Consider the following 24091-nt stretch of genomic DNA (forward strand, 5'->3'; position numbering starts at 1 on the left):
GGGGTTAAGGTCGTTTGCGTCCCTTCTCCCGCCCCGCCATTTCGGCGAGCAGGCCAAGGGCGCAAGAGTAGTACGTGCGATCCTGCGACGCTCCCCGCAGCGCCTGGATCGACGGGTCGTTCAAGGCCAGGGCGGCGATGGCGACACCGCCCCCAGATAGCGGAAAGTCGGCTTCCCGCCCGTCGGACATATTGACCCATGCCGGTGGCGCTTTTTGGGCTTGAATCTTTCCGCGCCAGTACGCGGCGGTCTCGCTGGCGAGCGAATCTTCTCCCCCCCAGGCCAGGTAGAGGGGCACGCGAATGGCGTCAAAACCGAATAGTGGAGGTTTTTCAGGCGCTAAGGCCAGACCGCCGTCGTCGCGCACAAGCAACCAGTCAGGAGGCAACTTCTGGGCGCCGAACCGCCCCTCCCGGGCCAGCTTCACCCCGTCGGCGGCCAGGATGCGCCAAGGCGCCGCAGGGCCGTCCTCGACGGCGAAATCCCTGAACGCCGGCAGCACGAAATAGGAGGGGTTGGTGATCACGCCCGCCGGGGTGCGGAAGCCCTCCAGCCCCGGCAGCAGCACCGTGCGGCCGCCGACCTCGACCACCAGCCGCTCGGCGACGGCGTCTCTCATGGCCTTGGAGGCGGCGAGATAGCCCTCGTCCTTCCAGCGCCGTCCGGCCCGCAGCAGGGCCCAGGCCGCCAGGATGTCGCCGTCCGAAGCGTTGTTCTCGTCGGCGACGGCGGGACTGGACTTCGGATCATAGCGCCAGGCCAGCAGCGGGGCGTTCTTGCGCACCAGGTTGGCGCGGGTCCAGCCCCAGGCCTTGTCGAAGGCCTCGCGGTCGCCATGGCCCTCGGCCAGCAGCATGGTCCAGCCCTGGCTTTCGCTGTGGCTGACCCCGCCGTTCTCGGGATCGATGGTGCGGCCGTCGGGCTGCACATAGGTGGACTTGAACTGCGCCCAGCCGTCCGGCGGCCGCGCGCAGGCGCTCCCGGCCGAGGCGATCAGCGCCACCGCCAGCAGCCTAGACGCGGTGCTCGAACACCAGCGGAGAAGCCAGGGGGTCGCGGCAGGTGGTGACCCCGCCCGGGCTGCCCTGCGCCGCCAGCCAGGCGCCGTAAGCGCCCGCCAGAATCTCGGCCATGAGCGGGGGCCAGGCCCGCTTGTCGTCGTCATCGAGCACATTCGGACAGGCCCCATGGGTGATGAGGATGCAGTCTTCAGCCACGGCCAGCTGCATCCAGCCCCAGTCCATGGCGTCGAGGATCTCGTTCAGCCGCGTCTCCAGCTCGTCCAGCGTCTCGAGCTTGGGCAGGGCGTGGCGACGGGCCATCCGCTCGCCGGTGGCGCACAGGAAGCGCTTGACCGCGCCCTTGTCGGCGACGGCCGCCAGCTCGTCGGCCAGGGCGGCCAGGAACGGCGACCACTGGCCGCTGACGCGCCGTCGGCGCAGGTAGCCCAGGTCCCTGGACCGGGGATCGAACTCGCTGGCGCTCATCGGCCGCCCTCCCCGCCGAGGATCTGCTTCACGCCCACGCTGACCGCGGTCTCGTTGTAGACGCCGAAGGTGTTGAAATTGACCGCCCCGCCGATCGTGGCGCCGGGCCGGAACCGGTAGTCGGCCGATAGCCCGCCCGAGACGCCAAAACCGCTGGCGCTCTGGGCCAGGTAGCGCGGGAAGACGTCCGCATCGGCCTGGGCCAGGGTGGTTAGCTCGCCCTGCAGGGCCGGGTCCATCGGGAAGTAGGCCGCGCCGGCCTGGTTGTAGGTCTGATAGCCTGGCGCGATCGCGCCCTTGAACTTCCACGCCCCCTGCTTGGCCGTGACGCTGATCGGCGCGGTCAGGCTGGTGAAGGTCTTGGGGCTGAAATAGCCGCCATGGCCCAGGCTGAAGAAGTTCTGGTTGTTGTCGAAACCCTGCTGGTTGAGGTTGAAGCCGACCTGGACCTCGGTCTCGCCCCGGCGATAGGGCCGGATGTAGCCGCCCAGATTGATCTGGTAGCCGTCGTTGTCGGCCACGTGCTCGCCGTCGTAGCGGCTGTAGCTGGCGTCGCCGTAGAGCCCCGAATAGCCGTCGTCGTAGGACAGGCTGACCCCGCCGCCGGTGCGCATGACGCGCCCCCAGCGCTGGCCGGTGACCGGGTCGCGGGCGCCGGCATAGGCCACGACGCTGTCGGTGACCGGGCGCCGCTCGATCCAGGCCTTGCCCTGGCCGTTGGCGCCCAGGCGCGGCGAGAAGGTCGCCCCGCCGGCCACGTCGATGTCGCCAAAGCCGATCGGCGTCGTGCCGACGTCGGCGCGCAGCGGGCCGGCCTCCATGGCCAGGTTCACCGACGCGCCCGAGGCGCTCTGGGGCGAGGCCGCGCGATAGACCGGCGCGAACTCCCCGACAATGGCGCGGGCGTTGACGATCTGGTTGCCGCCATAGCGCTGCTCGGCCGAGCCCGAGGGCGTGCCCCCATCGATGCTGACCGGCGACAGCGAGGCGGTGAACCGCACGTCTCCGAGATTGGCCGAAGCCGAAGCCGTGGCCGACAGCTCGTGCAGCCGCCCAAGGCCCGCCTCGCCCGAGCGGGCGCGGATCTGGGCCGAGCCGGAAACCTCGGCCGCCGTGCGGGCGGTGATCTCGGCGATCTGGCGGTCGATGTCGCCGACCACGGGATCGCGCGCCGCCGGGGCGACGAAGGGATTGCCCCGGGCGGGCGCTGCGGTCGGGGTCGGCCGGGGCGAGGCGGCCTCGCCCGCGCGGCCGTTGCGACCGGTGAACGGAAAGGCGACGCCGGCGAAGTTGCGCTCGGCGGGGATCGCCGCCGCGGACGGCGCGGCCGGAGCCAGCACGCCGGCCAGCTGGTCGCCGCCGCCGTACGAGGCGTCGACGCCGGTCAGCGGCGCGGCGGCGGCCGAGTTCATCAGGTCGTAGCGGCCAGCGGCCACCGGCAGCACCGGCGAGCTGCGGGCCGGGACGCCGCCAGAAGTGAACGGGTTGGGACCAAGGCCCCCGCCCGGCGCGGCGTTGGAGCCGCCCGGCGCCAGCACCGCGTCGAGCCCCGAGCCGAAGGTCGGCCGGCGCTCGCGCAAGGCCCGCGCGGTGCGCAGGGCCTCCAGGGCGCCGCGCTCGTTGCCGGCCTGGCGCTCGACCCTGGCCGAAGCCAGATAGAGGTCGGCGTCGCGCGGCGAGGCGGCGATCGCCTGGGCCAGGGTGCGGCGGGCGCCGGCCAGGTCGCCCCGGCCCGCCGAGGCGTCGGCCAGGCCGATCAGGGCCTCCTTGTCGCCAGGCTTGGCCCGCAGCAGCACGCCATAGGCCTGGGCGGCCTCGTCGTACATCTTGCCGTCCAGATAGACCCGGCCCAGCGGGGCCAGCAGGCGGGTGTTCTTGGGGGCGACCGCGAAGGCGGCCGACAGCACGTCGAAAGCGCTGGCCAGATCGCCGTTCTGGCGCAGGCGGTCGGCCCGCTCGGCGCCGAGGGTGGCGGTCAGGTCGGCGACGGCGCGCGTCCCCTCCGGCGAGTTCCCGGCGCGCACGGCGGCCTGGCGGATGATCGCGGCGGCCTCGGCGTCGCGGCCGGCCTTGGCCAGAACCGCGACCATGCCGTCATAGCCGGCCGGCGCCTCGGTGACGCCCTCGGCCAGGGCGCGCTGGGCGATGGACAGGGCCGTCTGGCGGTCGCCCAGGTCGTAGAGGGCCGAGGCCAGCCGCCCTTCGGCATCGACCGACAGGCCGGGACGGGCAGCCAGGCCGCGCAGCTGGGCGACGCTGCCGCCCTGCCTGGCCTGGTCGATGGCCGCATCGATCTCCAGCCGGCCGCGCAAGGCGGTCATCTCCGGCGTCATACGCGTAGCCGAGGCGCGGTTCAGCAGCGCCAGGGCCTCGGTCGGCCGCCCCTGCTGGTCGGCGAAGACCGCGGCGGCGTGGATCTGTTCGGGATCGCTGCCGGTCGCCACCTGCGACATCAGCCCTTCGGCGGCCTGGCTCTCGCCCTGCCCCGCCAGGAAGCGGGCGAAGTCGAGCCGCACCCACGGGTCGCTCGGCGCCGAGGCCAGGGCGCTCTCGAAGGCGGCGTTGGCGCCCGACAGGTCGCCGTTGGCCCACAGCTGGTTGGCGCGCTCGTGGTCGATGCGGCCGCGCAAGGCGTTCTGGCCGCTGGCGTTGGGCTGCAGCGCGGGCGAGGCGGCGGCGACCTGGTCGGCCTCGGCCGTGCGGCCCTGGTCGAGCAGCACCTGGACGAGCCCCTGCTGGGCCTCGGCCTGGGTCGGGGCGGCGGCCAGGATCTGGCGATAGACGCTCTCGGCCTCGGCGGCCTTGCCCTGGCGGCGAAGGGACTCGGCCAGCAGGTTCGAGGCCAGCAGGCGATCGGGATAGGTCTGGGCCGTCAGCGGCCGCACCGCCTGCTCGGCCTTGGCCGCCTGGCCCTGGTCGAGGGCGGCCTGGGCGGTTTGCAGGCCGGCATAGAAGCGGGCGCTGGTCAGGGCCTCCTTCCAGCGGCCCGCGCTGGCGGGGCTGGCGCGGCCGGCCCGGGCCAGAAGGTCGGCGGCCTCGGAGAACTGCTGGGCCTGCAGGCGCACAAGGCCCAGGCCGCCCAGCGCGTCGGCGTCGCCCGCGCGGCGGGCCAGGGCCGCCTGGAAGCGGCGTTCGGCCTCAGCCGCGTCGCCGGCCTGCAGGGCCTGGAAGCCCTTGGCGCGGTCGCCGGCCGACGGGTCGACGGGGGCTGCCGCGCTGGCCTTGGGCGCGACCTTGGCGGCGGCCAGCTTGCGCGAGATCTCGGCGTCGTTGGGACGGGCGGCCAGATAGTCGCCGAACAGGTCGGCGTTGCGAGGACTGTCGTCCATCCAGGTCAGGGCCTGGCGCCAGGCGCTGGCGGCCTTGCCCGAGGCCGCCCCGCCGCCGCCCGCCAGGCGGGCCAGCACGGCCACGCCCTCGCGGCGGGTGCCCTCGCGATAGGTCAGGGCCTGGCCGAGCGCCAGCTGGACGTTCTGATCGCCGGGCTTGCGGGCGGCCAGGGCGCGCAGGCCGGTCTGGGCCTGGGCGACGCCGCCGGGGGCGCCGGCCAGGGTCTGGTAGTATTCCAGCGCCAGGGCGTCAGGCGGATTGGCCCCGCCGAAAGCCTGGCGGTAGGCCGCCGCGGCCGCAGCGCTGTCGCCCTTCTGGGCGAGAGCCCGGGCCTTGGCCAGGTCGCCGCCGCCGGCCGCCGCCGGGGCGCTCGCTCCCGGACGCTGGGGCGCGTCCAGCGCCGCCAGGCCGCGCTTGGCCGCGGCGTTGCCCGGATCGGCGGCCAGGGCGCGCTTGTAGGCGTCGGCGGCCAGGTCCTTGCGGCCCTTCTGGCTCCAGAAGTCGCCCTGGCGCACCAGGGCGGACACCGCCGATCCGCCCGCCTGGGCCTCCGCGACGCTCGCCGTCCCGCCCGCCATCAGGATGGCGGCCAGGGCGGCCTCGATGGACATGCGACGCAGGGTCTTCACTTGTGGCTGCCCCCTTCGAGGCGACGGCGCGCGATGGACTTCAGCGCGAAGATGAGCGGGAACGACAGGGCCAGACCCACGCCGAAGATCGAGACGGCCAGCAGCAGCGGACGCTGGCTCAGCCACCACATCATGTAGACCCACCACGGCAGGTCGCCGGTGTGGAACTGCTTGCCGACCTGGAAGCTGGAAAAGCCTTCCTCGGTGACCACCGCCAGGTCGCCCTGCACGCGGGCGTTCTGGGCCGGATCGTCGAGGCGGGCCAGCACCGCCGGCAGGCGGGCCGGGTCGCTGGCCAGGATGGCCACCACCGCCCGGTCGTGGTCGTACGGCGAGCGGAAGCTGACCAGGCCCTCGAAGCCGTCGCCGGCCACCAGCAGGTCGTCGGCATGCTCGCGCGCGGCCGAGGCCTCGCCGTTGGCCATCAGGAACACCCGCTCGGCCAGGGCGGCGGTCTTCAGGCGCAGGCGGTCGGCCTCGAAGGTCACCGGCGCGCCGGCGAATAGCCCCGAAAGGCGGCGGGCCGTCTCGGGGCGGCCGATCAGCAGCACATCGCGGCCCTTCAGCGCGTCGGCGTCGGCCGAGCGCGAGATGGCCACCCGGGTCACCGGCGCGCCGGTGACGTCGCCAAAGCGCCCCATCAGGTTGAGGAACGCCTCGATGTCGGCCGGGGCCGGAGCCGCGTCCAGCACCACGGTGGTCTTGTCGAGGTCGGCGTTGCGGGTGAACGGGAAACCGGCGCTGGCGAAGAAGGCCAGGTTCGGCAGGGCCGCGAAGTGGCGCCCGCCGCTCAGGTCGATGGTGCTGTCCGGATCGATGCCGCTGTGGACGTTGGTGGGCAACTGGCCCTGGCAGGCGCCGGTTTTGTTGCTCTTGATGTCGAAATAGAACTGCAGCTGGCTGGCGCCGAACAGCAGGTAGGGCGGCAGGTCCAGGCTGTGCTCGTTGCGGGCGAAGCGGTTGAACAGGCCGCGCACCTCGGCGGTGCGGTCCTGGGCGCTGAGCCGGTAGGAGCGCAGGTACTGGCCGTTCAGCGACACGTCCAGGCGCGACTGCTCGCGGTCGAACCACGGCCCCTTGGGATAGCGATAGCGCACGCGCATCGGCGCGCCCTGCACAGGCCACAGGAAGAGGTCGGGCGCCACGCGGAACGGCACGTTGACCGGCGCCGGCGACAGGCCCGGCGCCTGCAGCAGCTGGGCGTCGACCAGCTCGCCCATGCGCACCGGTCGGTCCATGCGCAGCCAGCGCGGCGCGTCGTACGGCGCGCGCGGGGCGATCAGGGCGGTGTCGACCTGGGCCATGGCGCCGCTGAAACCGCCTTGGGAGATGCTGAGCGCCAGGGCGGCGCGGCGGATCTCGGAGGTGTCGCGGCCCAGCACCAGCAGCAGCCGGCGCTCGGGCGCCTGCGGATTGGCGACCACGGCCAGGGTCGGTCCATTGACCTGCGGCAGCACGAGCTCGCCGATCGCCTGGCCCGACTGGCCGAACACCACGCCCTCGCCCTGCGGCAGGGTTCCGATCAGGGTCGGGAAGGCAAAGCCGCGATAGCTGGCCCGCATGCCGAAATAGGAAGCCGCCGCCCCTGCCCCGCGCAGCACGGCGTCGGACGGGGTCTCGGCGAACACGAACGGCAGGAGGAGCTTGCCGCCGCCCTTGTCGAAGAACGGCCCGGGCAGTTGCGACAGGTCCGGCTGGCCCGGCAGGCGCGAAATGGTCAGCTCCAGGCGCGAGCGCTGGTTGGACACGTTCATCCACAGCGACGAATGCTGCGGGTCCTCGCAGGCGCGGGTGTAGTGGCCGATGAAGCGGAGATTGAGGTTGTTGTCGCGCAGGAACAGGGCCGGGTCGATGGGGATCGACCACTCGGTCCCGGCCGCGCGGTCGGGGGTCAGCATCACCGTGCCGGCCGGCTCGCCGTTGAGGGTGACGGCCAGCTGCGACAGGTCGCCCAGCAGCGACGGCGAATAGGCGCCGTTGACCACGAGGCGCGCAGCCGTGACCACCTCGTCGCGGCGCAGGGCGAAATCGACGCCGGCCTCGCCCTGCACGCCGCGCAGGCGCAGCGGCTGGCCAAAGCCAAGGTCCTTCAGGGTCAGCACGCGGGTGGAGCCGGCGGGCGCGGGAGCGGCGACCTCGGTCGGGGGAACCACCTGGGCCCTGGCCTGGCCGCTCCAGCCCACGGCGCCGGCCAGCAGGGCGCCGGCCAGGATAGCCGCCGCGCCGCCGTCGGGACCGCCGGCGCGCGAGCGCGGCGTCAGGGCCGCGGGCTTGGCCGCCCGCCACCAGAACAGGATGCTGGCGCTGGCCCGCACCAGGCCGGCCAGGGCCGCCATCGGCCGCACCGGCGCCCAGTGGGCGTTGGGCTGCCAGGCGTCGGCGCGGCCGACGACGTTGCGCACCAGGTCGCGGCGTTCGGCGAAGCCGAGCGGCAGGAACTGCACTCTCAAAACCCCCTTGTCGAACATGACGGCGCGGGCCTTGAACTGGCGGGCGCGCTCGTCCTGCAGGAATTCAACCGTGTCGATGTGGCGCTCGTTCCCCCAGAAGCCGTCGGGAACCACCGCCGAAAGGCCGCCCATCGAGACCTCGCGGGTCTCCACGTCCAGCACCTCGCCATTGGTCAGGCGCAGGCGGGCGGGCAGGAAGGCCTCGATGCGGACGTGCTGGCGCACCTGGCGGGTCTCGCGACCGACGGCGATGGCGGTCAGCAGCACCAGCAGGCTGAACAGCGTCCAGAAGGTGTTGAGCACCAGGGTGCCGACCAGCACCAGGTCGGGCTCGGCGGTCAGCAGCTTCCACACGCCCCAGCACAGGCCGGCGATCAGCAGGCCCGCGACCACCACGTGCGGCCACATCAGCGACCAGTCGAAATAGCCCTTTTCCAGCCGGCCGCCCTTGTCGGTGACGTTGAACTTGCCGCGCTTGGGCGCGAACAGGGTGACGATGGTCGGGGCCACCAGGTGGAAGGCCAGCAAGGTCTCGTAAATCTCGCCCCAGAACGCCATGCGTTCCTCGCCCTGCATCCGGTTGTTGGTGACGATCGAGTGCACCAGGTGCGGCAGGGCGTAGACCAGGATCACCGGCGCCGAGGCGCTGATGATGTTGAAGCCCAGCAGCAGGAAGGCCAGCGGCGAGGTCAGGAACACGATGCGCGGCAGCGGGAATTGGAAGTGCAGCATCGCGTTCAGGTAACAAAGCCGCTGGGCCAGGGTCAGGCCCTTGCCCAGCAGCGGATTGTCGACGCGGAAGATCTGGGTCATGCCGCGCGCCCAGCGGATGCGCTGGCCGATGTGCAGGGCCAGGCGCTCGGTGGCCAGGCCTGCCGACAGCCGGATTTCCAAGAAGGCGGTGTTCCAGCCCTTGCGCTGCAGCTTCAGCGCGGTGTGGGCGTCCTCGGTGACGGTCTCGTGAGCGAAGCCGTGGGTCTCCTCCAGGGCCGAGCGGCGGATCACCGCGCACGAGCCGCAGAAGAAGGCCGCGTTCCACAGGTCGTTGCCCGGCTGGACGACGCCGTAGAAGAGGTCGCCCTCCCCGGGGATGTCCTTCACCGTCTGGATGTTCCGCTGCACCGGGTCGGGCGAGTAGAAGTGGTGGGGCGTCTGCAGCAGGGCCAGGCGCTGGTCCTCCTGGAACCAGCCGACGGTCATCTGCAGGAAGGCGCGCGTGGGGATGTGGTCGCAGTCGAAGATGCAGACCAGCTCGGCGTCGGTCTGCTCCAGCGCGTGGTTCAGGTTGCCGGCCTTCGCCCCGAAGTTGTCGGGACGGGTCATGTAGATCGCGCCGGCCTTCTCGGCGAAGGCCTTGAACTCGGGGCGGCGGCCGTCGTCCAGCACGTAGACCTTGAAGCGGTCGCGGGGGTAGTCCATCCCCAGCGCGGCCAGCACCGTGTCCTGAACGATCTCCAGGCTCTCGTTGTAGGTCGGGATGTAGACGTCGACCCGCGGCCAGGTGTTCGGCGCGCCCTCCATCGGCCGCACCGGGCGCTGCAGCGGCCAGGCCGTCTGCAGGTAGCCCAGGAGCAGAATCAGCCAGGCATAGATCTCGGCCAGGTACAGGCCCGTGCCGAAGAAGGCCTCGGCGGCGTTGCGGAAATGCAGGGTCTCGGTCGTGCGCCACCACAGATAGCGGGTGCTGACGATCACCGAGACGATGCACAGGGCGATGGTCAGGTGCTTGGATTGCGACAGGCGGTTGGCCACGACCACGCCGGCGATGGTCGCAACGGCGAACAGGGCCTGATCCTTGAAGCTGAGCGGCACGACGATGGCCACGATCGCCACGGCCAGGAAGGCGACGATCAGCAACCCCACCCCGGCGCGGAGCATCGCTCGTTCCAGGAACGACTTCGACGAAACCCCGCCCATCATGCCAGCACTCGCGCGTCTTGGCCCTCGATCGAGCGCCATGGCTGCACTGCTGTCATCGCCGAAGAACCTTCCACTCTATAGTCAAGCTTTCCAACCAGCGCGGACGGCCGATGCTATCTGTTACGCGTATGGACCTACAAGCGAGGCCGTATGGCTGATTGAGCAGCAGTTCCAGAGCGTGTCGCCGCGACCAAAGGCCGCATTACTTCCCGACACGGGAAAACGGCGGTTTCGACAACCTGATTACAAATATGAACGCCAGGCGATACTTGCAGGCAACTCTATCCGCGAGCCCGGATCACACACTGCGCCCAGAGGTAGAAACCACCGCTCAGGCGAGGTTCTAAGGACGGTTTTGAGCGTCGGCCCATCGAGCCAATTCCGGTATCGGTCGATAGCGCCTTTGGCTTAGACCCCGGCCAGGCGGCTCTCTACCGTCAGCCTCAAGAAACGGCCTCCCGGCGTTCGGGAACAGGCCGTCGCTCGGAGAGGACTTCATGAGCCAGATGTCGCCGACGGACGTGGCCCGCCAGCTCGGCGGCGGCCTGCTGTCGTTCCCCGTCACCCATTTCGACGCCCAGCACCAGTTCCTGGAAGCGCCCTATCGCCAGCACTGCGCCTGGATGCTGGACCACGAGCTGGCCGGCCTGTTCGCCGCTGGCGGTACGGGCGAGTTCTTCTCGCTGCGTCCCGACGAGGTGGGCAAGGTGGTGCGCGCGGCGGTCGCCGAGACGGCCGGCAAGATCCCGGTCATCGCCGGCTGCGGCTACGGCACGGCCATCGCCACCGACCTGGCGCGCGACGCCGAGGCCGCCGGCGCCGACGGCCTGCTGCTGCTGCCGCCCTACCTGACCAACGCCACCCAGGAAGGCCTGCTCGCCCACATCGAGTCGGTCTGCAAGGCCACCAGCCTGGGCGTGATCGTCTACAACCGCGACAACGCCGTCATCAATGAGGACACCCTCGAGAAGCTGTGCGACCGCAATCCCAACCTCGTCGGCTTCAAGGACGGGGTCGGCGACCTGGAACTGATGATGCGGGTCTATGCCCGCATGGGCGACCGCCTGACCTATGTCGGCGGCCTGCCGACGGCCGAGACCTTCGCCCTGCCCTATCTGGAAATGGGCGTGACGACCTATTCTTCGGCGATCTTCAACTTCCTGCCGGAATGGGCGCTTGGCTTCTACAAGGCCGTGCGGGCCCGCGACCGCGAGGCGGTGATGACCGGCCTGCGCGACTTCGTGCTGCCCTACATCGCCCTGCGCAACAAGGGTAAGGGCTACGCCGTCTCGATCGTGAAGGCCGGCATGAAGGCCGTCGGCCGCGACGCCGGCCCCGTGCGCCAGCCCCTGACCGACCTGACGCCCGAAGAGTTCGCGCAACTGCAGGGCCTGATCGCCCGCGTCCAGGGCTGAGCCCTGAACGCCCTGACCCCCGTCCGGACGCCGGCCCTTCTTCCCGGGAAGAAGGCGCTGGCGATCGGCCCCAACGAACGTCTAGCCTCGCGACTCCAGGGTGTTGTCGACGGGCGCTTTCCGATGTTCGAACTCAGTCAGCTTCGCTGCTTCGTCGCCACCGCCGAGGAGCTGCATTTCGGCCGCGCCGCCCAGCGGCTGAACATGACCCAGCCGCCGCTGAGCCGGCAGGTGCAGCTTCTGGAGCGCATCCTCGGCGTCACCCTGCTCGACCGCACCAGCCGCTCGGTGCGCCTCACCCCCGCCGGCCGCGCTTTCCTGCTGGAAGCCCGCCGCATCCTGCGCCTGGCCGAGAGCGCGGCCCTGGCCACCCGCCGCATCGCCAGCGGCGACGCCGGCCAGATCGCCATCGGCTTCACCGCCGTCTCCGGCTACAGCTTCCTGCCGCGCCTGGTGATCCTGTCCAACGCCCGCCTGCCCAACGCCGACCTGACCCTGCGCGAGATGGTCACCCGCGAGCAGGTCGAGGCCCTGCTGACCGGCCGCATCGACATCGGTCTCGTCCGCCCGCCTATGGACCGCGCCGAGTTCGCCACCGCCCGCGTGCTGAGCGAGCCCCTGGTCGCCGCCCTGCCCAACGGCGACCCGCGCCTGGTCAAGGCCAGCCTGACCCTGGCCGACTTCGACGCCGGCCCGCTGATCATGTATTCGCCCGAGGGCGCGGGCTATTTCTACAACATGCTGACCACCCTGTTCGACGCCCACGGCGTGGCCCCGAACTATGTGCAGCACGTCACCCAGATCCACTCGATGCTGGCCCTGGTCCACGCCGGCCTGGGGGCGGCGATCGTGCCGGAATCGGCCATGAGCCTGCACTTCGACGACGTGCAGTTCCGTCCCGTCGAGACTACGCCCGACCGGCCGGTCGAGCTCTACATGGCCTGGCGCAAGGACAACGAGAGCCCGATCCTGCAGGCCTTCATCGACCTTTGCCTGGCCGAGGCCTCGTCGGCGGATCCGGACGAGCGCTGACGTGCCGCTTCTCCCGTCGGCCGCGCGCGGCCCAACGATAAAAGACGGGAGAAGACATGACCCTCGATCGCCGCGCCGTACTGGCCGCAGCCGCCGCGCTCGCCGCACCTCTGAAGGTCAACGCCGCCGGCCGCGCCGCGCCTGTGGCGACCACCACGGCAGGCCGGGTGCGCGGCGCCGAGGAGGGCGGGATCAAGGTCTTCAAGGGCGTGCGCTACGGCGCCGACACCTCGGCCCGGCGCTTCCAGCCGGCGGAAGCCGCACAGCCGTGGAGGGGTATCGCCGACGCCCTGGCCTATGGCCCCGCCTCGCCGCAGCTGAAGACCGACGAGGCGACCTCCGAGGACTGCCTCTTCCTCAACGTCTGGACGCCGGGCCTGGCCGACGGAAAGAAGCGGCCGGTGATGTTCTACGTGCATGGCGGCGCGCACGCTAACGGCTCGGGCTCCAGCCCGCTCTATGACGGAACCTGGCTGGCGAAGACCTACGACGTGGTGGTGGTGACCGTGAACCACCGCCTCAACGCCTTCGGCTACAGCTACCTGGCCCGCCTGGGCGGGGCCGAACTGGCCGACAGCGGCAATGTCGGCAACCTTGATCTGATCCTGGCCCTGCAATGGGTGCGCGACAACATCGCCGCCTTCGGCGGAGACCCCGGCAACGTCACGGCCTTCGGCCAGTCGGGCGGCGGGGCCAAGTGCGTGACCCTGATGGCCATGCCGCGCGCGGCGGGCCTCTACCACAAGGTCGCGACCATGAGCGGCCAGCACGTCACCGCCATGGGGCCGATCCACGCCACGATCCGCGCCCGCGCCTTCATGGACAAGCTGGGCCTGAAGCCCGGCGAGACCGACAAGCTGAAGACCCTGCCCGCCGCCCAGCTGGTCGAGGCGCTGAAGATGCGCGACCCGCTGGAGCGCAAGGGCGGCATCGTCTTCTGGTCCGTCGTCGACCACGGGGTCCTGCCACGCCATCCGTTCTATCCCGACGCCCCGCGCGAAAGCGGCCACATCCCGATGATCATCGGCAACACCCACGACGAGACCAAGGCCTTCCTGGGCGGCGATCCCAGGAACTTCTCCCTGACCTGGGAGGAACTGCCGGGCCGGCTGGAGAACGAACTGGTGCTCGACATGTCGCCCGAATACCTGGTCGGCCGCTATCGGGCGCTCTATCCGCAGGCCAGTCCGTCAGACCTCTTCTTCGCCATCACCACGGCCGGGCGCTCGTGGCCCGGCCACCTTATCCAGGCCGAGCAGCGCGCCCGCATCGGCGCCCCGGCCTGGATGTACCAGCTGGACTTCGGCGCCCAGACCGATCCCCGGATGGGCGCCTACCACAGCTACGACATCGCGCTGGTGTTCGGCACGCTGGCGGCCAAGGGCTCGATGACCGGCACGGGCCCGGCGGCGGTCAAGGTCCGCGACCAGATGAGCGCCGCCTTCGCGAACTTCGCCCGGACGGGTGACCCCAACTGCGCGGCGATCCCGGCCTGGGAGCGCTATACGCTGCCCAAGCGGGCGACACTGGTGGTCAACGAGACCTCGGCGATGGTGGATGATCCCCGCAAGGAAGAGCGTGAGATCTTCGCCGTCGCGCCGTTCATGAAGGAAGGGACGTGAACGCTTAAAGATCCTCCCCCTGAAGGGGGAGGTGTCGGCGAAGCCGACGGAGGGGGAAGTCGATGCAAACCTTCCACCACCTCGAAAGCTGAAAACGTCCCCCCTCCGGCCCTCCCGGGCCACCTCCCCCAGAGGGGGAGGGTCTAAAGCGTCAAGATGCTCCCCCTTTGGGGGAGCTGTCGCGGAGCGACTGAGGGGGCAGCGCCTCCCCTACCGCCCCACCGCCACGGCAACCGAGAACGCCGACGTCGCCCCGGCAGGCGTCGTGACCGTCGCGGTGATCGCATCGCCGATCTTCGCCGCCGCGACCTTGCCGGAAAACTCGGCCCGGCCGCTCGCATCCGTCACCGCCCGCAAGCTCCCCAGATACCGCTCGCCCTCCTGGCCCAACGGCCGATTGCCGAACACCTCGACCACCACGGCGGCATTGGGCGGTCCGTCCAGCACGCCGCCGACAGCGAGCTCGTTTTTGGCCAAATGCGCGCTCGCCAGCTTCGGCGGCGCCAGCCCGAACTGCGGCGTCGCATGGCACTTCTCCGGCGTATTCGGGGCCGCGCAGACCTGGGCCGCGCCGGCCTTGTCGAACACCACGCCCATGCCGCGCGAGCCGACGAAGCTGGCATGCTCCAGGCCCGGCGGGCCGATCACGATGCCGCCCCGGACCATTTTCTCGTCGCAGGAGCCGCCGGCCGAGCACAGCATGATCGGCTTGCCGTTCTCGGCGATGGAATTGCGGCTGATGCGGTTGGCGGCGACCTTGGCCTCGGGGCGCACGGCGATGCCGATCCCGTTGCCGCGGATCTGGTTGCCGGCGATCATGTTGTCCGCGCCGCTGACGCTGATCCCGAAGGCGTTGCCGGTGAAGACATTGGCGCCGATGTAGTTGCGCGCCCCCCAGTTCAGCTGCAGCCCGTCGGAGTAGTTGGAAAACCGATTGCCCACGACGGTGTTGTCGTTGCCCCACAGGATCTCGATGCCCTGCGAGGGCTCCAGGTTGTCGGTCCCACCGTCGAAGCTGTTGTCGGCGATCAGGTTGAAGGCCGCGCCGCGCGTCAGTTCCAGGCCGTCCCCGTTCTCGATAAAGGCGTTGCGCAGCACCTTGTTGTCGAGCGTGGTGTGCGAGGTCGAGCCGCCCTTGCCGTCGTCGCCGCTGAGCATGACCCCCGCCCCGCCGATGTTGCGCACGATGCGGTTGTCGGCGATCACGGCGTTGGAGGTGCGCAACACCAGCACCCCGATGCAGAAGCCCCGGATTTCCAGCCCGCGCAGGCTCACGCCCCGGGTGTCGATGAGCGCGAAGCCGGGATTGCTGGCGGTGCGCACATTGGTCCCGTACTGGCCCTGGACCATGCCGGGACAGGACTTCAGGTCGCGCGGCAGATAGCCCGAGCCGTCGACCACGTTGTGGCCGCCGGTGCGGGCGAAGGCCTGGCCCTCGATGGCCACCGGCCCCTTGATCGGCGGCAGGGCCGATTTCAGCACGATGGCCGGGGCGGCGATCTCGATGCGGTAGCGGCCGGGCTTGGCGTTGCTGGTCTCGATCGCCCAGCGCAGCGAGCCCCTGGCGCCGTCGTCGGCGTCGCGATCGACCAGCAGAAGCTCGGCCTGGACCCCGGACTGGGCGGGACCGCCAGCAGCCACCGCCGCGATGGGCTTTGGGTCCTGGGCGAACGCCGGCGAAGCCAGCAGGGCCGCGACGATCGCGGCGGATGCAACACGAACCATCGGCTTCTCCATCTTCTCGTGCGGGTCCTCGTCCTTCGACAGACTCAGGATGAGGACCAGTTCAACGGCCGCCCATTTAAAAACCTCACCCAGAGCTTGTCGGAGGGCGAGGTTTCACCACCTCAGACCACCCTGTCCCACGGAAAGCTCAGCGTCGGCTGGTTGGCGTGGCGCTTCATCTTCAGGGTCAGCCGCGCGCCCGAGCCCGGCGCCAGGCGCAGGGTGAAGGCCGAGGCGTCGACCGCCTGGGCGGCCCCCTCGCCGATCGCGGCGCTGAGGATCCGGTGCTCGCCATAGGCGCCGCCCTGGATCGTCACCGTGCGGGACGCGACCTGGCTTAGATTGACAAGGCTGACCCCCGTCTCGTCGTCGGTCAGGCGCTCGACCAGGGCCGCCACGTCCTGCGGAACGCCGGCCCGGCGGCGCTCGGGATCGAAGTAGCGCAGGCGCGCGTAATGCAGCGCGCCGCCCTGCGAGGGCGAGGACTTCGACCACGGCGGCCGGGCGATGTGGATACCGCCTTCCATCAGCTGGATCAGGGCGGTGACGCTGGCTGGATTGATGTCCAGCGCCGCATCGGCCAGGCGGGTGTCGGGGGTCGACGCATCGTCCCGCTGGGCCTGGGCGCGGGCGCGCACCCGCTCCAGGTCGCCGCGCAGGGCCTTGGCGGGATAGGAGGCATCCTTGCCATCCAGCCAGTCGAGCCAGGGGTGGGCCGCCGCGCGAGCGCGGTCGGACGCCTTCATCGACAGGTACCAGATCTCCAGCCCGTTCAGCTGGTACTCGCCAGGCGCATAGGCGTACCAGCCCTTGGGGCCGTACATGCGCGGGGTCGAGACCTTGCCGTCCACCACCTTCTTCTGGGCGTTGATGGCGTCGTTCTGGCGGCGCCAGACGTCGAGATACTTGTCGTCGCCGGTCAGCAGATAGGCGTTCATGAAGCCGACCACCGCGCGCGGCACGCGGTTGCGGTCCTCGCGCTGGCCGGTGTGCGGCGCCACCGGCGAGAAGCCCCAGCCGTAGGTTCCGCTCCACCAACGGTCCTTGGGAACCTTGCCGTCGAGTCCGACCTTGCTGGGGATCACGTCGCCATTGGCCCGCGCCCGCTCGATCCAGCCATCCACGTACTTCAGGATCCAGTCGCGGTACCTGGCCTCGTGGTCCAGCATGTAGGCGTTCATCACCAGGCTGGTGGCCTGCAGGTTCAGCGGGCTGTCGCCGACCACGTCGCCATATTCGTCATAGTGGCGCAGGGTCTCCTCGTACGAGCGCTCGCCGTGCTCCATGTAGAAGTGGGTCACGTCGAAGGGATCGCCGGCCCAGTCCAGGGGCGTGGCCTTGCGCAGCATCGGACCCCGGCTGCCGGTGATCATGCTGCGGATGATGTTGAGCTTCCCATCATAGTTCGGCGTGGTCGGGTCCTCGCCGGTGTAGAAGCCCGAAAACCTTTTCGCCCGCGCGCGGAAGCGCGGATCATTGGGCGCCGACAGCCCCAGCAGGTTGAACACCGACAGCCCTTCGGACAGGTGCTGCCAGTCGCTCATCACCGGGAACTCGCGGAAGTACATGCCCTCGCGGGCGAACGGCACGTCCTTTGTCCGGGCCGCCGTATACTGGCGGACATTGCCCTCGAAGGCCTTTTGGGCCAGTTCGAGCACGCGGTCGCCGGCGCCCAGGGCGTGCAGGGTCGGCCAGTCTTTGACGTTCTCGATGGCGTCGTCGGGGCCGTCGTTGGCGCCCCAGCGCTCGAAGGCCAGGAGGTAGCCGCGGTCGTCGAAATAGCGGGCGAAGAAGGCCTCGCAGGCCGCCTCGTTGGCCTTCAGCAACTCGCGCTGCAGCAGGGCCCACTCCGGCGCGACCATCGGGGTCGCGATGGTGAAGGCGGCAGGCGCGGCCAGGGCCGAACGGCCGACGCTGGACAGAACCAGGGCCGAGGCGCCGGCGAGGATGTTCCGTCGCGACAGCATGCGTCAGACCGCCTTCAGCTGCAGGCGCTGGATCTTCCCGACGATCAGGAAGTAGGCCAGCACGGCGATCAGGCAGTGGGCGCCGACGAAGATCAAGGCGCCGTCGAACGAGCCGGTGGCCTGGACGATATAGCCGATGACGATCGGGGTCACGATGCCGGCCGTGTTGCCGAAGGTGTTGAAGACCCCGCCGGTGACGCCGGCCATCTCCTTGGGCGAGGTGTCCGACACCACCGCCCAGCCCAGCGACGCCACGCCCTTGCCGAAGAAGGCCGCGGCCATGATCACGATGACCAGCCACTCCTGTTCGACGTAGTTGCAGATGACGATGCAGGTGGCCAGGATCATGCCCAGAAGCAGCGGCGTCTTGCGGGCGATGTCGAGATTGCCGGTCTTTTTCAGCAGGTGGTCGGAGATCATCCCGCCCAGCAGGCCGCCGGCGAAGCCGCACAGCGCCGGCAGGGCCGCGGTGAAGCCGGCCTGCAGGATCGACAGCCCCCGCGCCTTGACCAGGTAAATCGGGAACCAGGTGACGAAGAAGTAGGTCAGCACGTTGATGCAGTACTGGCCGATATAGACGCCCAGCAGCATGCGGCTGGTCAGCACCTGCTTGACGTTGGCCCAGGTGAAGGCCGCGCCCGCGCCGGCGGTCTTGTCCTCCATCCGCACCAGGCCGCCGCCGGCCTCGATATAGTCGAACTCGGCCTTGTTGATCTTCGGGTGCTCGACCGGGCTGTGGATCAGCCTGACGAAGAAGAAGGCCGCGACGATGCCCACCCCGCCCATGACGAAGAACACCGAACGCCAGCCGAAGTCGTGGGCCAGCCAGCCCATCAGCGGCGCGAAGGCGACCAGCGAGAAGTACTGGGCCGAGTTGAAGATCGCTGAGGCCGTGCCACGTTCCGAACCCGGGAACCACGCGGCCACGATGCGGGCGTTGGCCGGGAACGACGGCGCTTCGGCAAGACCCACCAGGAAGCGCATGAAGAACAGGGCCACGGCGGCGGCCAGGCCCGTGAACACGCCCGAAAAGCCCTGCAGCAGGGTGAAGCTGGACCACAGCACCAGGGCTGCGGTGTAGATCTTCTTGGAGCCGAAGCGGTCGAGCAGCGCCCCGCCGGGGATCTGGCCCAGCACATAGGCCCAGGCGAAGGCCGACATGATGTAGCCCATGGCCACCGGATCGAGGCCCAGCTCCTTCGACGCCGACTGGCCGGCGATCGAGAAGGTGGCGCGGTCGGCGTAGTTGATCGTCGTGATGATGAAGAGCGTCGCGATGATCAGCCAGCGCACGCGCGTACGCCTGGTGGTGTCGGTCATTGACGCTCTCCCATGGTCGCCGCTCTGTCGTCGGCGCTTTGGGAGGACGCTAAGGGGCGTCGGGCGCGAGGTCTAAGTCAAATCGCCTATGGACCGATCCACGGGAGACATGGATCGAACCAGGTCGCGCATAGAAACCCAAGGCTGTCAAAGGATCACGCGCGCGCGGAGCGACGGGCGCCGCTGCGGAAACCTGTGGATCGGTGCGCATCGCGCATAGGTCCATACCCGATTGGGATTGGCCCTCTGATCGAACCCGTTCCTATGGTTCAGGCAACGAAGAAGCAGGCTGAGCCGGCTTCCAAAAGCGGCCCGCGAAGACGGGCATCGGGAGGGACACATGACGTCCAACAGGAACCCGCGCCTGCGCGCCGTGCTCGGCGCCAGCGCTTCGGCCTTCACCCTTCTGGCCGCCGGCGCCGCCATGGCCCAGGAGGCCCCGGCGCCCGCGGCCGAACCAGCGTCCGACGAGGTCGAGGCCATCGTCGTCACCGGCTTCCGGGCCAGCCTGCAGAGCGCCATCAACGTCAAGCGCAACGAAAGCGGCGTGGTCGACGCCATCAAGGCCGAGGACATCGCCCAGTTCCCCGACCTGAACCTGGCGGAGTCGCTGCAGCGCATTCCCGGCGTGTCGATCTCGCGCATCAACGGCGAGGGCCGCCAGATCACCGTCCGCGGCCTGGGCTCGGAATACACCCGCGTCCGCATCAACGGCATGGAGGCGATCTCCACCACCGGCGGCACCGCCAACAGCGGCGGCACCAACCGCGGCCGCGGCTTCGACTTCAACGTCTTCGCCTCGGATCTCTTCAACAGCATCGTCGTGCGCAAGACCGCCTCGGCCGACGTCGAGGAAGGCTCTCTGGGCGCCACGGTCGACCTGACCACCGCCCGCGCCTTCGACAGCGGCAAGCCCCAACTCGTGCTGTCCGCCGGCGCCAGCTACAACGACCTGGCGCAGAAGGCCACGCCGCGCGTCTCTGTGCTGGGCAGCCGCACCTTCTTCGACGGCAAGCTGGGCGCCCTGCTGTCGGTCGCCTACGAAGAGCGCCGCCTGAAGGAGGAAGGCGCCAACATCACCCGCTGGGCCACCGGCGCCAGCAACGGCGGCTTCAACGGCGCCTCGACCGTGCCGGGCCTGACCATCGGCCGGATCAACAGCAACGACCTCTTCGCGCCGCGCATTCCGGCCTATGTCAGCTACGACATCGAGAACAAGCGCCTCGGGGTGGCCGGCTCGCTGCAGTACAAGCCCTCCTCCGACACCCAGATCACCCTGGACGGCCTCTACGCCTATCTGGCCGGCACGCGGAAGGAAGCCCAGTTGCAGGCTCTTGGCCTGTCGCGCGGCAACGCCGGCAAGCCCCAGACCATCATCCGCGACGGCGCCGTCGAGAACGGCAACCTCGTCTATGCGCGGATGGACAATGTCGACCTGCGGACCCAGGCGGCCTATGACGAGCTGAACACCGAGTTCAAGCAGTTCACCCTGTCGGCCACCCACGACTTCAGCGGCAGCCTGCGGATCGGCGCCCTGGCCGGCTACGCGGACTCGACCTTCACCCAGCCGATCTCCACCATCGTCACCTTCGACCGGGCCAACAGCCAGAACTTCGTCTACGACTTCCGCAAGGGCCGCGCGCCGCAGATCCTGCTGGGCTTCGACGCCACCGACCCGGCCAACTGGTCGACGATCAACGGCACCTCCGAGGTGCGCATCCGCCCGCAGTTCGTCGAGAACCAGTTCTCGACGGCCAAGATCTACGGCGAGTGGGATCTGAACGACAACCTGCGCCTCAAGGCCGGCATCGACTGGCGCAAGTTCGAATACGACAGCTACGGCGCCTATCGCGCCAGCGAGACCACGATCCAGACCCTGACGCCGGCCCAGCTGGCCTCGGTCTCGCGCGTGCACAGCGGCCTTGGCCGCAACATGGATCTGCCCGAAGGCAACTTCACCGCCTGGCTGGTGCCCGACATCGACAAGTACGCCGCCCTGCTGAACATCTACAGCAACCAGGGCATCTACGCGATGACCAACACCAACAACACCTCGGCCCGCGGCCAGTACGGCGCGGTCGAGGAGCAGAGCACCGGCGCCTACATCCAGGCCGAGTTCAAGTTCGACGCCTTTGGCCTGCCGTTCCGCGGCGACGCCGGCGTGCGCCGAGTGCACACCGAGCAGGAGTCGGCCGGCTACGCCACCGTCGCCGGCGCGATCCAGCGGCTTGAGGTCGAGCGCGACTACAATCTCACCCTCCCATCGTTCAACCTGGCCGCCGACCTCTCCGACTCCGTCGTGGCCCGCGTCAGCGCCGCCCAGACCGTCTCGCGCCCGGGCATCGGCTCGCTGTCGCCCGGCGGCGACGTTCAGGTCCAGGGCGCCAACCGCAACTACAGCTCCGGCAACCCGTTCCTGAAGCCGACCAAGTCCGACAACCTCGACTTCTCGCTGGAATGGTATCGCGAGAAGGGCGCGGTCGTGGCGGTGGGCCTGTTCTACAAGCGCATCGACACCTTCGTGGCCACCCTGCGCCGCCTGGCCCCCTTCAACACCCTGGGCCTGCCGGAATCGGTGCTGGACGGCACCGGCGCGTCGGCTACCGAGATCTTCCAGGTCAGCCAGCCGCTCAACAGCGACGGCGGCGACCTGAAGGGCTTCGAGATCAACGTCCAGCAGCCCTTCACCTTCCTGCCCGGCCACTGGAGCAACATGGGCGTGGTGGCCAACTACACCTACGTCGACTCCAAGATCGACTATCCCACCTCGCCGACCGGCGACACGCCGCCCATCAACGAGACCCTCCTTGGCCTGTCCAAGCACGCCGCCAACCTGACGCTCTATTACGAGACCCCCAAGTGGAGCGTGCGCGGCTCGCTGGCCTACCGCGACCAGTACCTGGCCCAGGTTCCCGCCAGCGACGCCAACATCGTCCAGGGCACCAACGAGACCCTGAACATCGACATGCAGGCCAGCTGGAACATCCGCGACAACCTGAAACTGTCGGTCGAGGGTGTGAACCTGACCGACGAATTCAACGACCAGTACGTCGGCTACAGCGACCGGCTGAACGTCTACACCCACAGCGGCCGCCAGTTCATCGTCGGCCTGCGCTACAACTTCTAGGCGCGATCCTACCTCCCCCCGGCGCCTAGGCAGCCCGCGTCGCTCTCCTTCCAGGGCGGCGCGGGCTTTCTTTTGGAGGCTATCTCGGCATTGTCCTCGCCTGGCGGCGCACCACCCGGCAGCGGGTCTGGCCGAACTTCGTCGCGCAGAAGCCCGTCTCGTCCGAGCCTTCGCGGATCACCGCCCAGCGGTCGCGATCGCACTGATGCCAGGTCTCGCGGAAGCGGCCCTTGTCGTCGTAAGGAAACACCGGCGTGTCGCCATCGGTGTAGAACCGGGTCATCCCCGTGAAGCCGCCGAAGCTGGTCTTGCCGTTGACCACGCCGCAGACCCGGCCCGTCCGCATCATCCACACCCCGCCCAGCTCCAGCTCGCGCGATTGCTTCAGGCGAGCGACGAGGACGGGATGCACCACGGCCCAGCGCCGGGCCGCCTCGCGCCGCGCCGGCTCCAGCGCCGCGCCCTTGGCCGGCGGCAGCGCGCCCATCGCCTGCTCGAACCGGATGAAGTCGAAGATCCCGTAGGCCAGGGCCGCCAGCATCGAGCCGACCATGACGAGACCGAGGATGCGCCAGGCGATGGCGACTCCGCGCTTGCGGCCGACATGGGCGTCGGGAACGGGCAGGACGAACGACACGGTGACCTCTCCCCTTCGATGAGCGAGAATAGATTACACGTGTAGTTTTTAAATTCAACCGCTCCCCTGCCAGCGCGGCGGCCGCCGCGAGCCTACCGAACCTCGACGCTGCGGTTCAGCGGCGGCGGGGTGACGCCGTCGACGAACAGGCGGGCGCTGGCGCCGGGAATGCGGGTCGAGGGCGGGGCCGGGCCGCGCGGGGCCAGGGACCAGACGCCCATGACGATCATCACGGTCAGGGCGCCCAGGGTGACGGCGGCGGTCAGGCCCTCGCTCGAGACCGGCGCCGGACCGGCGATGACCCGCACCCGCGAGACCAGAGGATGGCGGCCGAAGGCGCAGGCCAGCGGCGAGGCGGCAGTGAAGGCGTGGGCCTTCATCAGGGTCTCGGCGTAACGCTTGCGGGCCTTGGGGTGCAGCGCCACGACGTCGCCGTCGCAGGCGATCTCCTGGTCGAGGCGAGCGACGAACGCCCCCAGATGAACGATCGGGTTCAGCCAGCCCAGCGCCTGGCAGGCGGTGATGATCAGGTTGCCGCGCGGATCGCCGCGCCGCATGTGGGCGCGCTCGTGGGCCAGGACGAGTTCACGCTCGGCGGCGGTGAAGCGCTGGGCGAAGTCGCGCGGGATGACCAGGCGCGGACAGAACACGCCCATGACGGCCGGCCCTTCTAGACCCTGGCGGGCGCGCTTGCGGAAGGCCCGCTCGGCCAGGGCGATGAAGCCGATCAGGCCGACGACGCCGGCCAGCCAGACGACCAGGAAGGCCACGGCCAGCAGGCGCTCGGGCGGCTGTTGCGCGGCGCCCGCGCCCAGGGCGTCCGACAGGCTGGGGAAGACGCTGGCCAGAGCTGCGGCCGGCGCCAGGCGCCACAGCTTGTAGGCCGCTTCCGAACCGACCAGGCGTCGAACCGGAACGCGCAGCGCCAGGACGACCAGGACGCCGACGGCGGCGGCCAGCTGCGCCCGCAGCAGGGTTATGGCCAGCAGTTCAATCAGCATCGTCCAGCTCCGCGATCAACTGCTTCAGCTGCTTGACCTCGTCGGGCGACAGCGAGCGGTGCTTGGCGAAATGGGCGACCAGCGGCGTCAGGCGGCCTTCGAACAGGCGGTCCAGCAGGCCCTGGCTCTCGGTCTGCAGATACTCGGCGCGGCTGACGATCGGCACGTAGCGGACGCGGCCGTCGATGCGGCGCGACTCGATGGCCTTGCGCTTGAGCAGGCGGTTGATCAGCGTCTTGACCGTGGCCTCGCCCCAGCCCTGCGGGCCGGCGACGGCCTCCAGGATCTCCTCGACGGTCAGGGGGCTCTGGCTCCAGAGCGCTTCCATGACGTGGCTTTCGGCGTGGGTGATGCTCATGGCTGTCCGCTGGCTCTACAGACCTGGATGATTACGCCCGTAAATGAAGCCGTCAAGCGATGCTTGGCGGA

14 protein-coding genes are annotated in these 24091 nt (G+C 69.8%); 4 read left to right on the top strand and 10 right to left on the bottom strand.

Annotation, left to right across the window (positions count from 1 at the left end; translation table 11 throughout):
• Positions 1 to 4: 4 nt before the first annotated feature.
• From DDF67_RS09825 to bcsA, 4 genes are read right to left on the bottom strand one after another with little or no spacing between them, the layout of a single operon-like run.
• A complete protein-coding gene (locus DDF67_RS09825; RefSeq protein ID WP_158278025.1) occupies positions 5 to 1003 on the bottom strand; it encodes a glycosyl hydrolase family 8 in 999 nt (332 codons plus the stop codon).
• 10 nt (positions 1004 to 1013) lie between these two features.
• Positions 1014 to 1487: a cellulose biosynthesis protein BcsD gene (gene bcsD / locus DDF67_RS09830; RefSeq protein ID WP_109100700.1), complete on the bottom strand. Its 474-nt coding sequence runs from the start codon at positions 1485 to 1487 to the stop codon at positions 1014 to 1016.
• Entirely contained in the window at positions 1484 to 5446 is a 3963-nt protein-coding gene (locus tag DDF67_RS09835; RefSeq protein WP_109100701.1) for a cellulose biosynthesis protein BcsC, read from the bottom strand. The genes bcsD and DDF67_RS09835 overlap by 4 nt, the downstream gene beginning before the upstream one ends.
• Entirely contained in the window at positions 5443 to 9774 is a 4332-nt protein-coding gene (gene bcsA / locus DDF67_RS09840; RefSeq protein WP_158278026.1) for a UDP-forming cellulose synthase catalytic subunit, read from the bottom strand. The genes DDF67_RS09835 and bcsA overlap by 4 nt, the downstream gene beginning before the upstream one ends.
• 539 nt (positions 9775 to 10313) lie before the next feature.
• Here bcsA and kdgD point away from each other — a divergent pair.
• The 3 genes from kdgD (at position 10314) to DDF67_RS09855 (ending at position 13885) form a co-directional block, all read left to right on the top strand.
• Entirely contained in the window at positions 10314 to 11231 is a 918-nt protein-coding gene (kdgD, locus tag DDF67_RS09845) for a 5-dehydro-4-deoxyglucarate dehydratase (protein ID WP_199229201.1), read from the top strand.
• A 123-nt stretch (positions 11232 to 11354) separates the two neighbouring features.
• A complete protein-coding gene (locus DDF67_RS09850) occupies positions 11355 to 12263 on the top strand; it encodes a LysR substrate-binding domain-containing protein (protein ID WP_109100703.1) in 909 nt (302 codons plus the stop codon).
• A 56-nt stretch (positions 12264 to 12319) separates the two neighbouring features.
• On the top strand, positions 12320 to 13885 hold the full coding sequence (locus DDF67_RS09855) for a carboxylesterase/lipase family protein (RefSeq protein WP_109100704.1): 1566 nt from the start codon (positions 12320 to 12322) through the stop codon (positions 13883 to 13885).
• A gap of 210 nt (positions 13886 to 14095) precedes the next feature.
• Here the strand turns inward: DDF67_RS09855 and DDF67_RS09865 are convergent, their stop codons facing one another.
• The 3 genes from DDF67_RS09865 to DDF67_RS09875 all read right to left on the bottom strand — a co-directional run bounded on the left by DDF67_RS09865 (position 14096) and on the right by DDF67_RS09875 (position 18897).
• On the bottom strand, positions 14096 to 15610 hold the full coding sequence (locus tag DDF67_RS09865) for a right-handed parallel beta-helix repeat-containing protein (RefSeq protein ID WP_109100786.1): 1515 nt from the start codon (positions 15608 to 15610) through the stop codon (positions 14096 to 14098).
• 122 nt (positions 15611 to 15732) lie between these two features.
• Positions 15733 to 17577, bottom strand: a complete 1845-nt coding sequence (locus DDF67_RS09870) for an AGE family epimerase/isomerase (protein ID WP_109100705.1) — start codon at positions 17575 to 17577, stop codon at positions 15733 to 15735.
• A 3-nt stretch (positions 17578 to 17580) separates the two neighbouring features.
• Complete coding sequence (locus tag DDF67_RS09875) at positions 17581 to 18897, bottom strand: MFS transporter (protein WP_109100706.1); 1317 nt, start codon at positions 18895 to 18897, stop codon at positions 17581 to 17583.
• 340 nt (positions 18898 to 19237) lie between these two features.
• Between DDF67_RS09875 and DDF67_RS09880 the strand changes: the two genes are divergently transcribed.
• Complete coding sequence (locus DDF67_RS09880; RefSeq protein WP_109100707.1) at positions 19238 to 22024, top strand: TonB-dependent receptor; 2787 nt, start codon at positions 19238 to 19240, stop codon at positions 22022 to 22024.
• Positions 22025 to 22103: 79 nt separating this feature from the next.
• On the opposite strand, the gene DDF67_RS09885 is transcribed toward DDF67_RS09880, so the two are convergent.
• From DDF67_RS09885 to DDF67_RS09895, 3 genes are all read right to left on the bottom strand, one after another.
• On the bottom strand, positions 22104 to 22661 hold the full coding sequence (locus tag DDF67_RS09885) for a hypothetical protein (RefSeq protein ID WP_109100708.1): 558 nt from the start codon (positions 22659 to 22661) through the stop codon (positions 22104 to 22106).
• A 92-nt stretch (positions 22662 to 22753) separates the two neighbouring features.
• A complete protein-coding gene (locus tag DDF67_RS09890) occupies positions 22754 to 23662 on the bottom strand; it encodes a M56 family metallopeptidase (protein WP_109100709.1) in 909 nt (302 codons plus the stop codon).
• Positions 23652 to 24020 carry a BlaI/MecI/CopY family transcriptional regulator gene (locus tag DDF67_RS09895; protein WP_058349304.1) on the bottom strand — a complete coding sequence of 123 codons (369 nt, stop codon included), beginning with the start codon at positions 24018 to 24020 and terminating at the stop codon, positions 23652 to 23654. Before DDF67_RS09895 ends, DDF67_RS09890 begins: the two co-directional genes overlap by 11 nt.
• Between the last annotated feature and the right edge of the window lie 71 nt (positions 24021 to 24091).

Origin of the sequence: Caulobacter endophyticus (assembly GCF_003116815.1) — a bacterium.
GTDB classification, from domain to species: Bacteria; Pseudomonadota; Alphaproteobacteria; order Caulobacterales; family Caulobacteraceae; genus Caulobacter; species Caulobacter endophyticus.

Coding starts and splice junctions, on each gene's coding strand:
- DDF67_RS09865 (WP_109100786.1), bottom strand. CDS start 15,610: ATGGTTCGTGTTGCATCCGCCGCGATCGTCGCGGCCCTGCTGGCTTCG.
- bcsD (WP_109100700.1), bottom strand. CDS start 1,487: ATGAGCGCCAGCGAGTTCGATCCCCGGTCCAGGGACCTGGGCTACCTG.
- DDF67_RS09875 (WP_109100706.1), bottom strand. CDS start 18,897: ATGACCGACACCACCAGGCGTACGCGCGTGCGCTGGCTGATCATCGCG.
- DDF67_RS09870 (WP_109100705.1), bottom strand. CDS start 17,577: ATGCTGTCGCGACGGAACATCCTCGCCGGCGCCTCGGCCCTGGTTCTG.
- kdgD (WP_199229201.1), top strand. CDS start 10,314: ATGAGCCAGATGTCGCCGACGGACGTGGCCCGCCAGCTCGGCGGCGGC.
- DDF67_RS09890 (WP_109100709.1), bottom strand. CDS start 23,662: ATGCTGATTGAACTGCTGGCCATAACCCTGCTGCGGGCGCAGCTGGCC.
- DDF67_RS09855 (WP_109100704.1), top strand. CDS start 12,320: ATGACCCTCGATCGCCGCGCCGTACTGGCCGCAGCCGCCGCGCTCGCC.
- DDF67_RS09850 (WP_109100703.1), top strand. CDS start 11,355: ATGTTCGAACTCAGTCAGCTTCGCTGCTTCGTCGCCACCGCCGAGGAG.
- DDF67_RS09895 (WP_058349304.1), bottom strand. CDS start 24,020: ATGAGCATCACCCACGCCGAAAGCCACGTCATGGAAGCGCTCTGGAGC.
- DDF67_RS09880 (WP_109100707.1), top strand. CDS start 19,238: ATGACGTCCAACAGGAACCCGCGCCTGCGCGCCGTGCTCGGCGCCAGC.
- bcsA (WP_158278026.1), bottom strand. CDS start 9,774: ATGCTCCGCGCCGGGGTGGGGTTGCTGATCGTCGCCTTCCTGGCCGTG.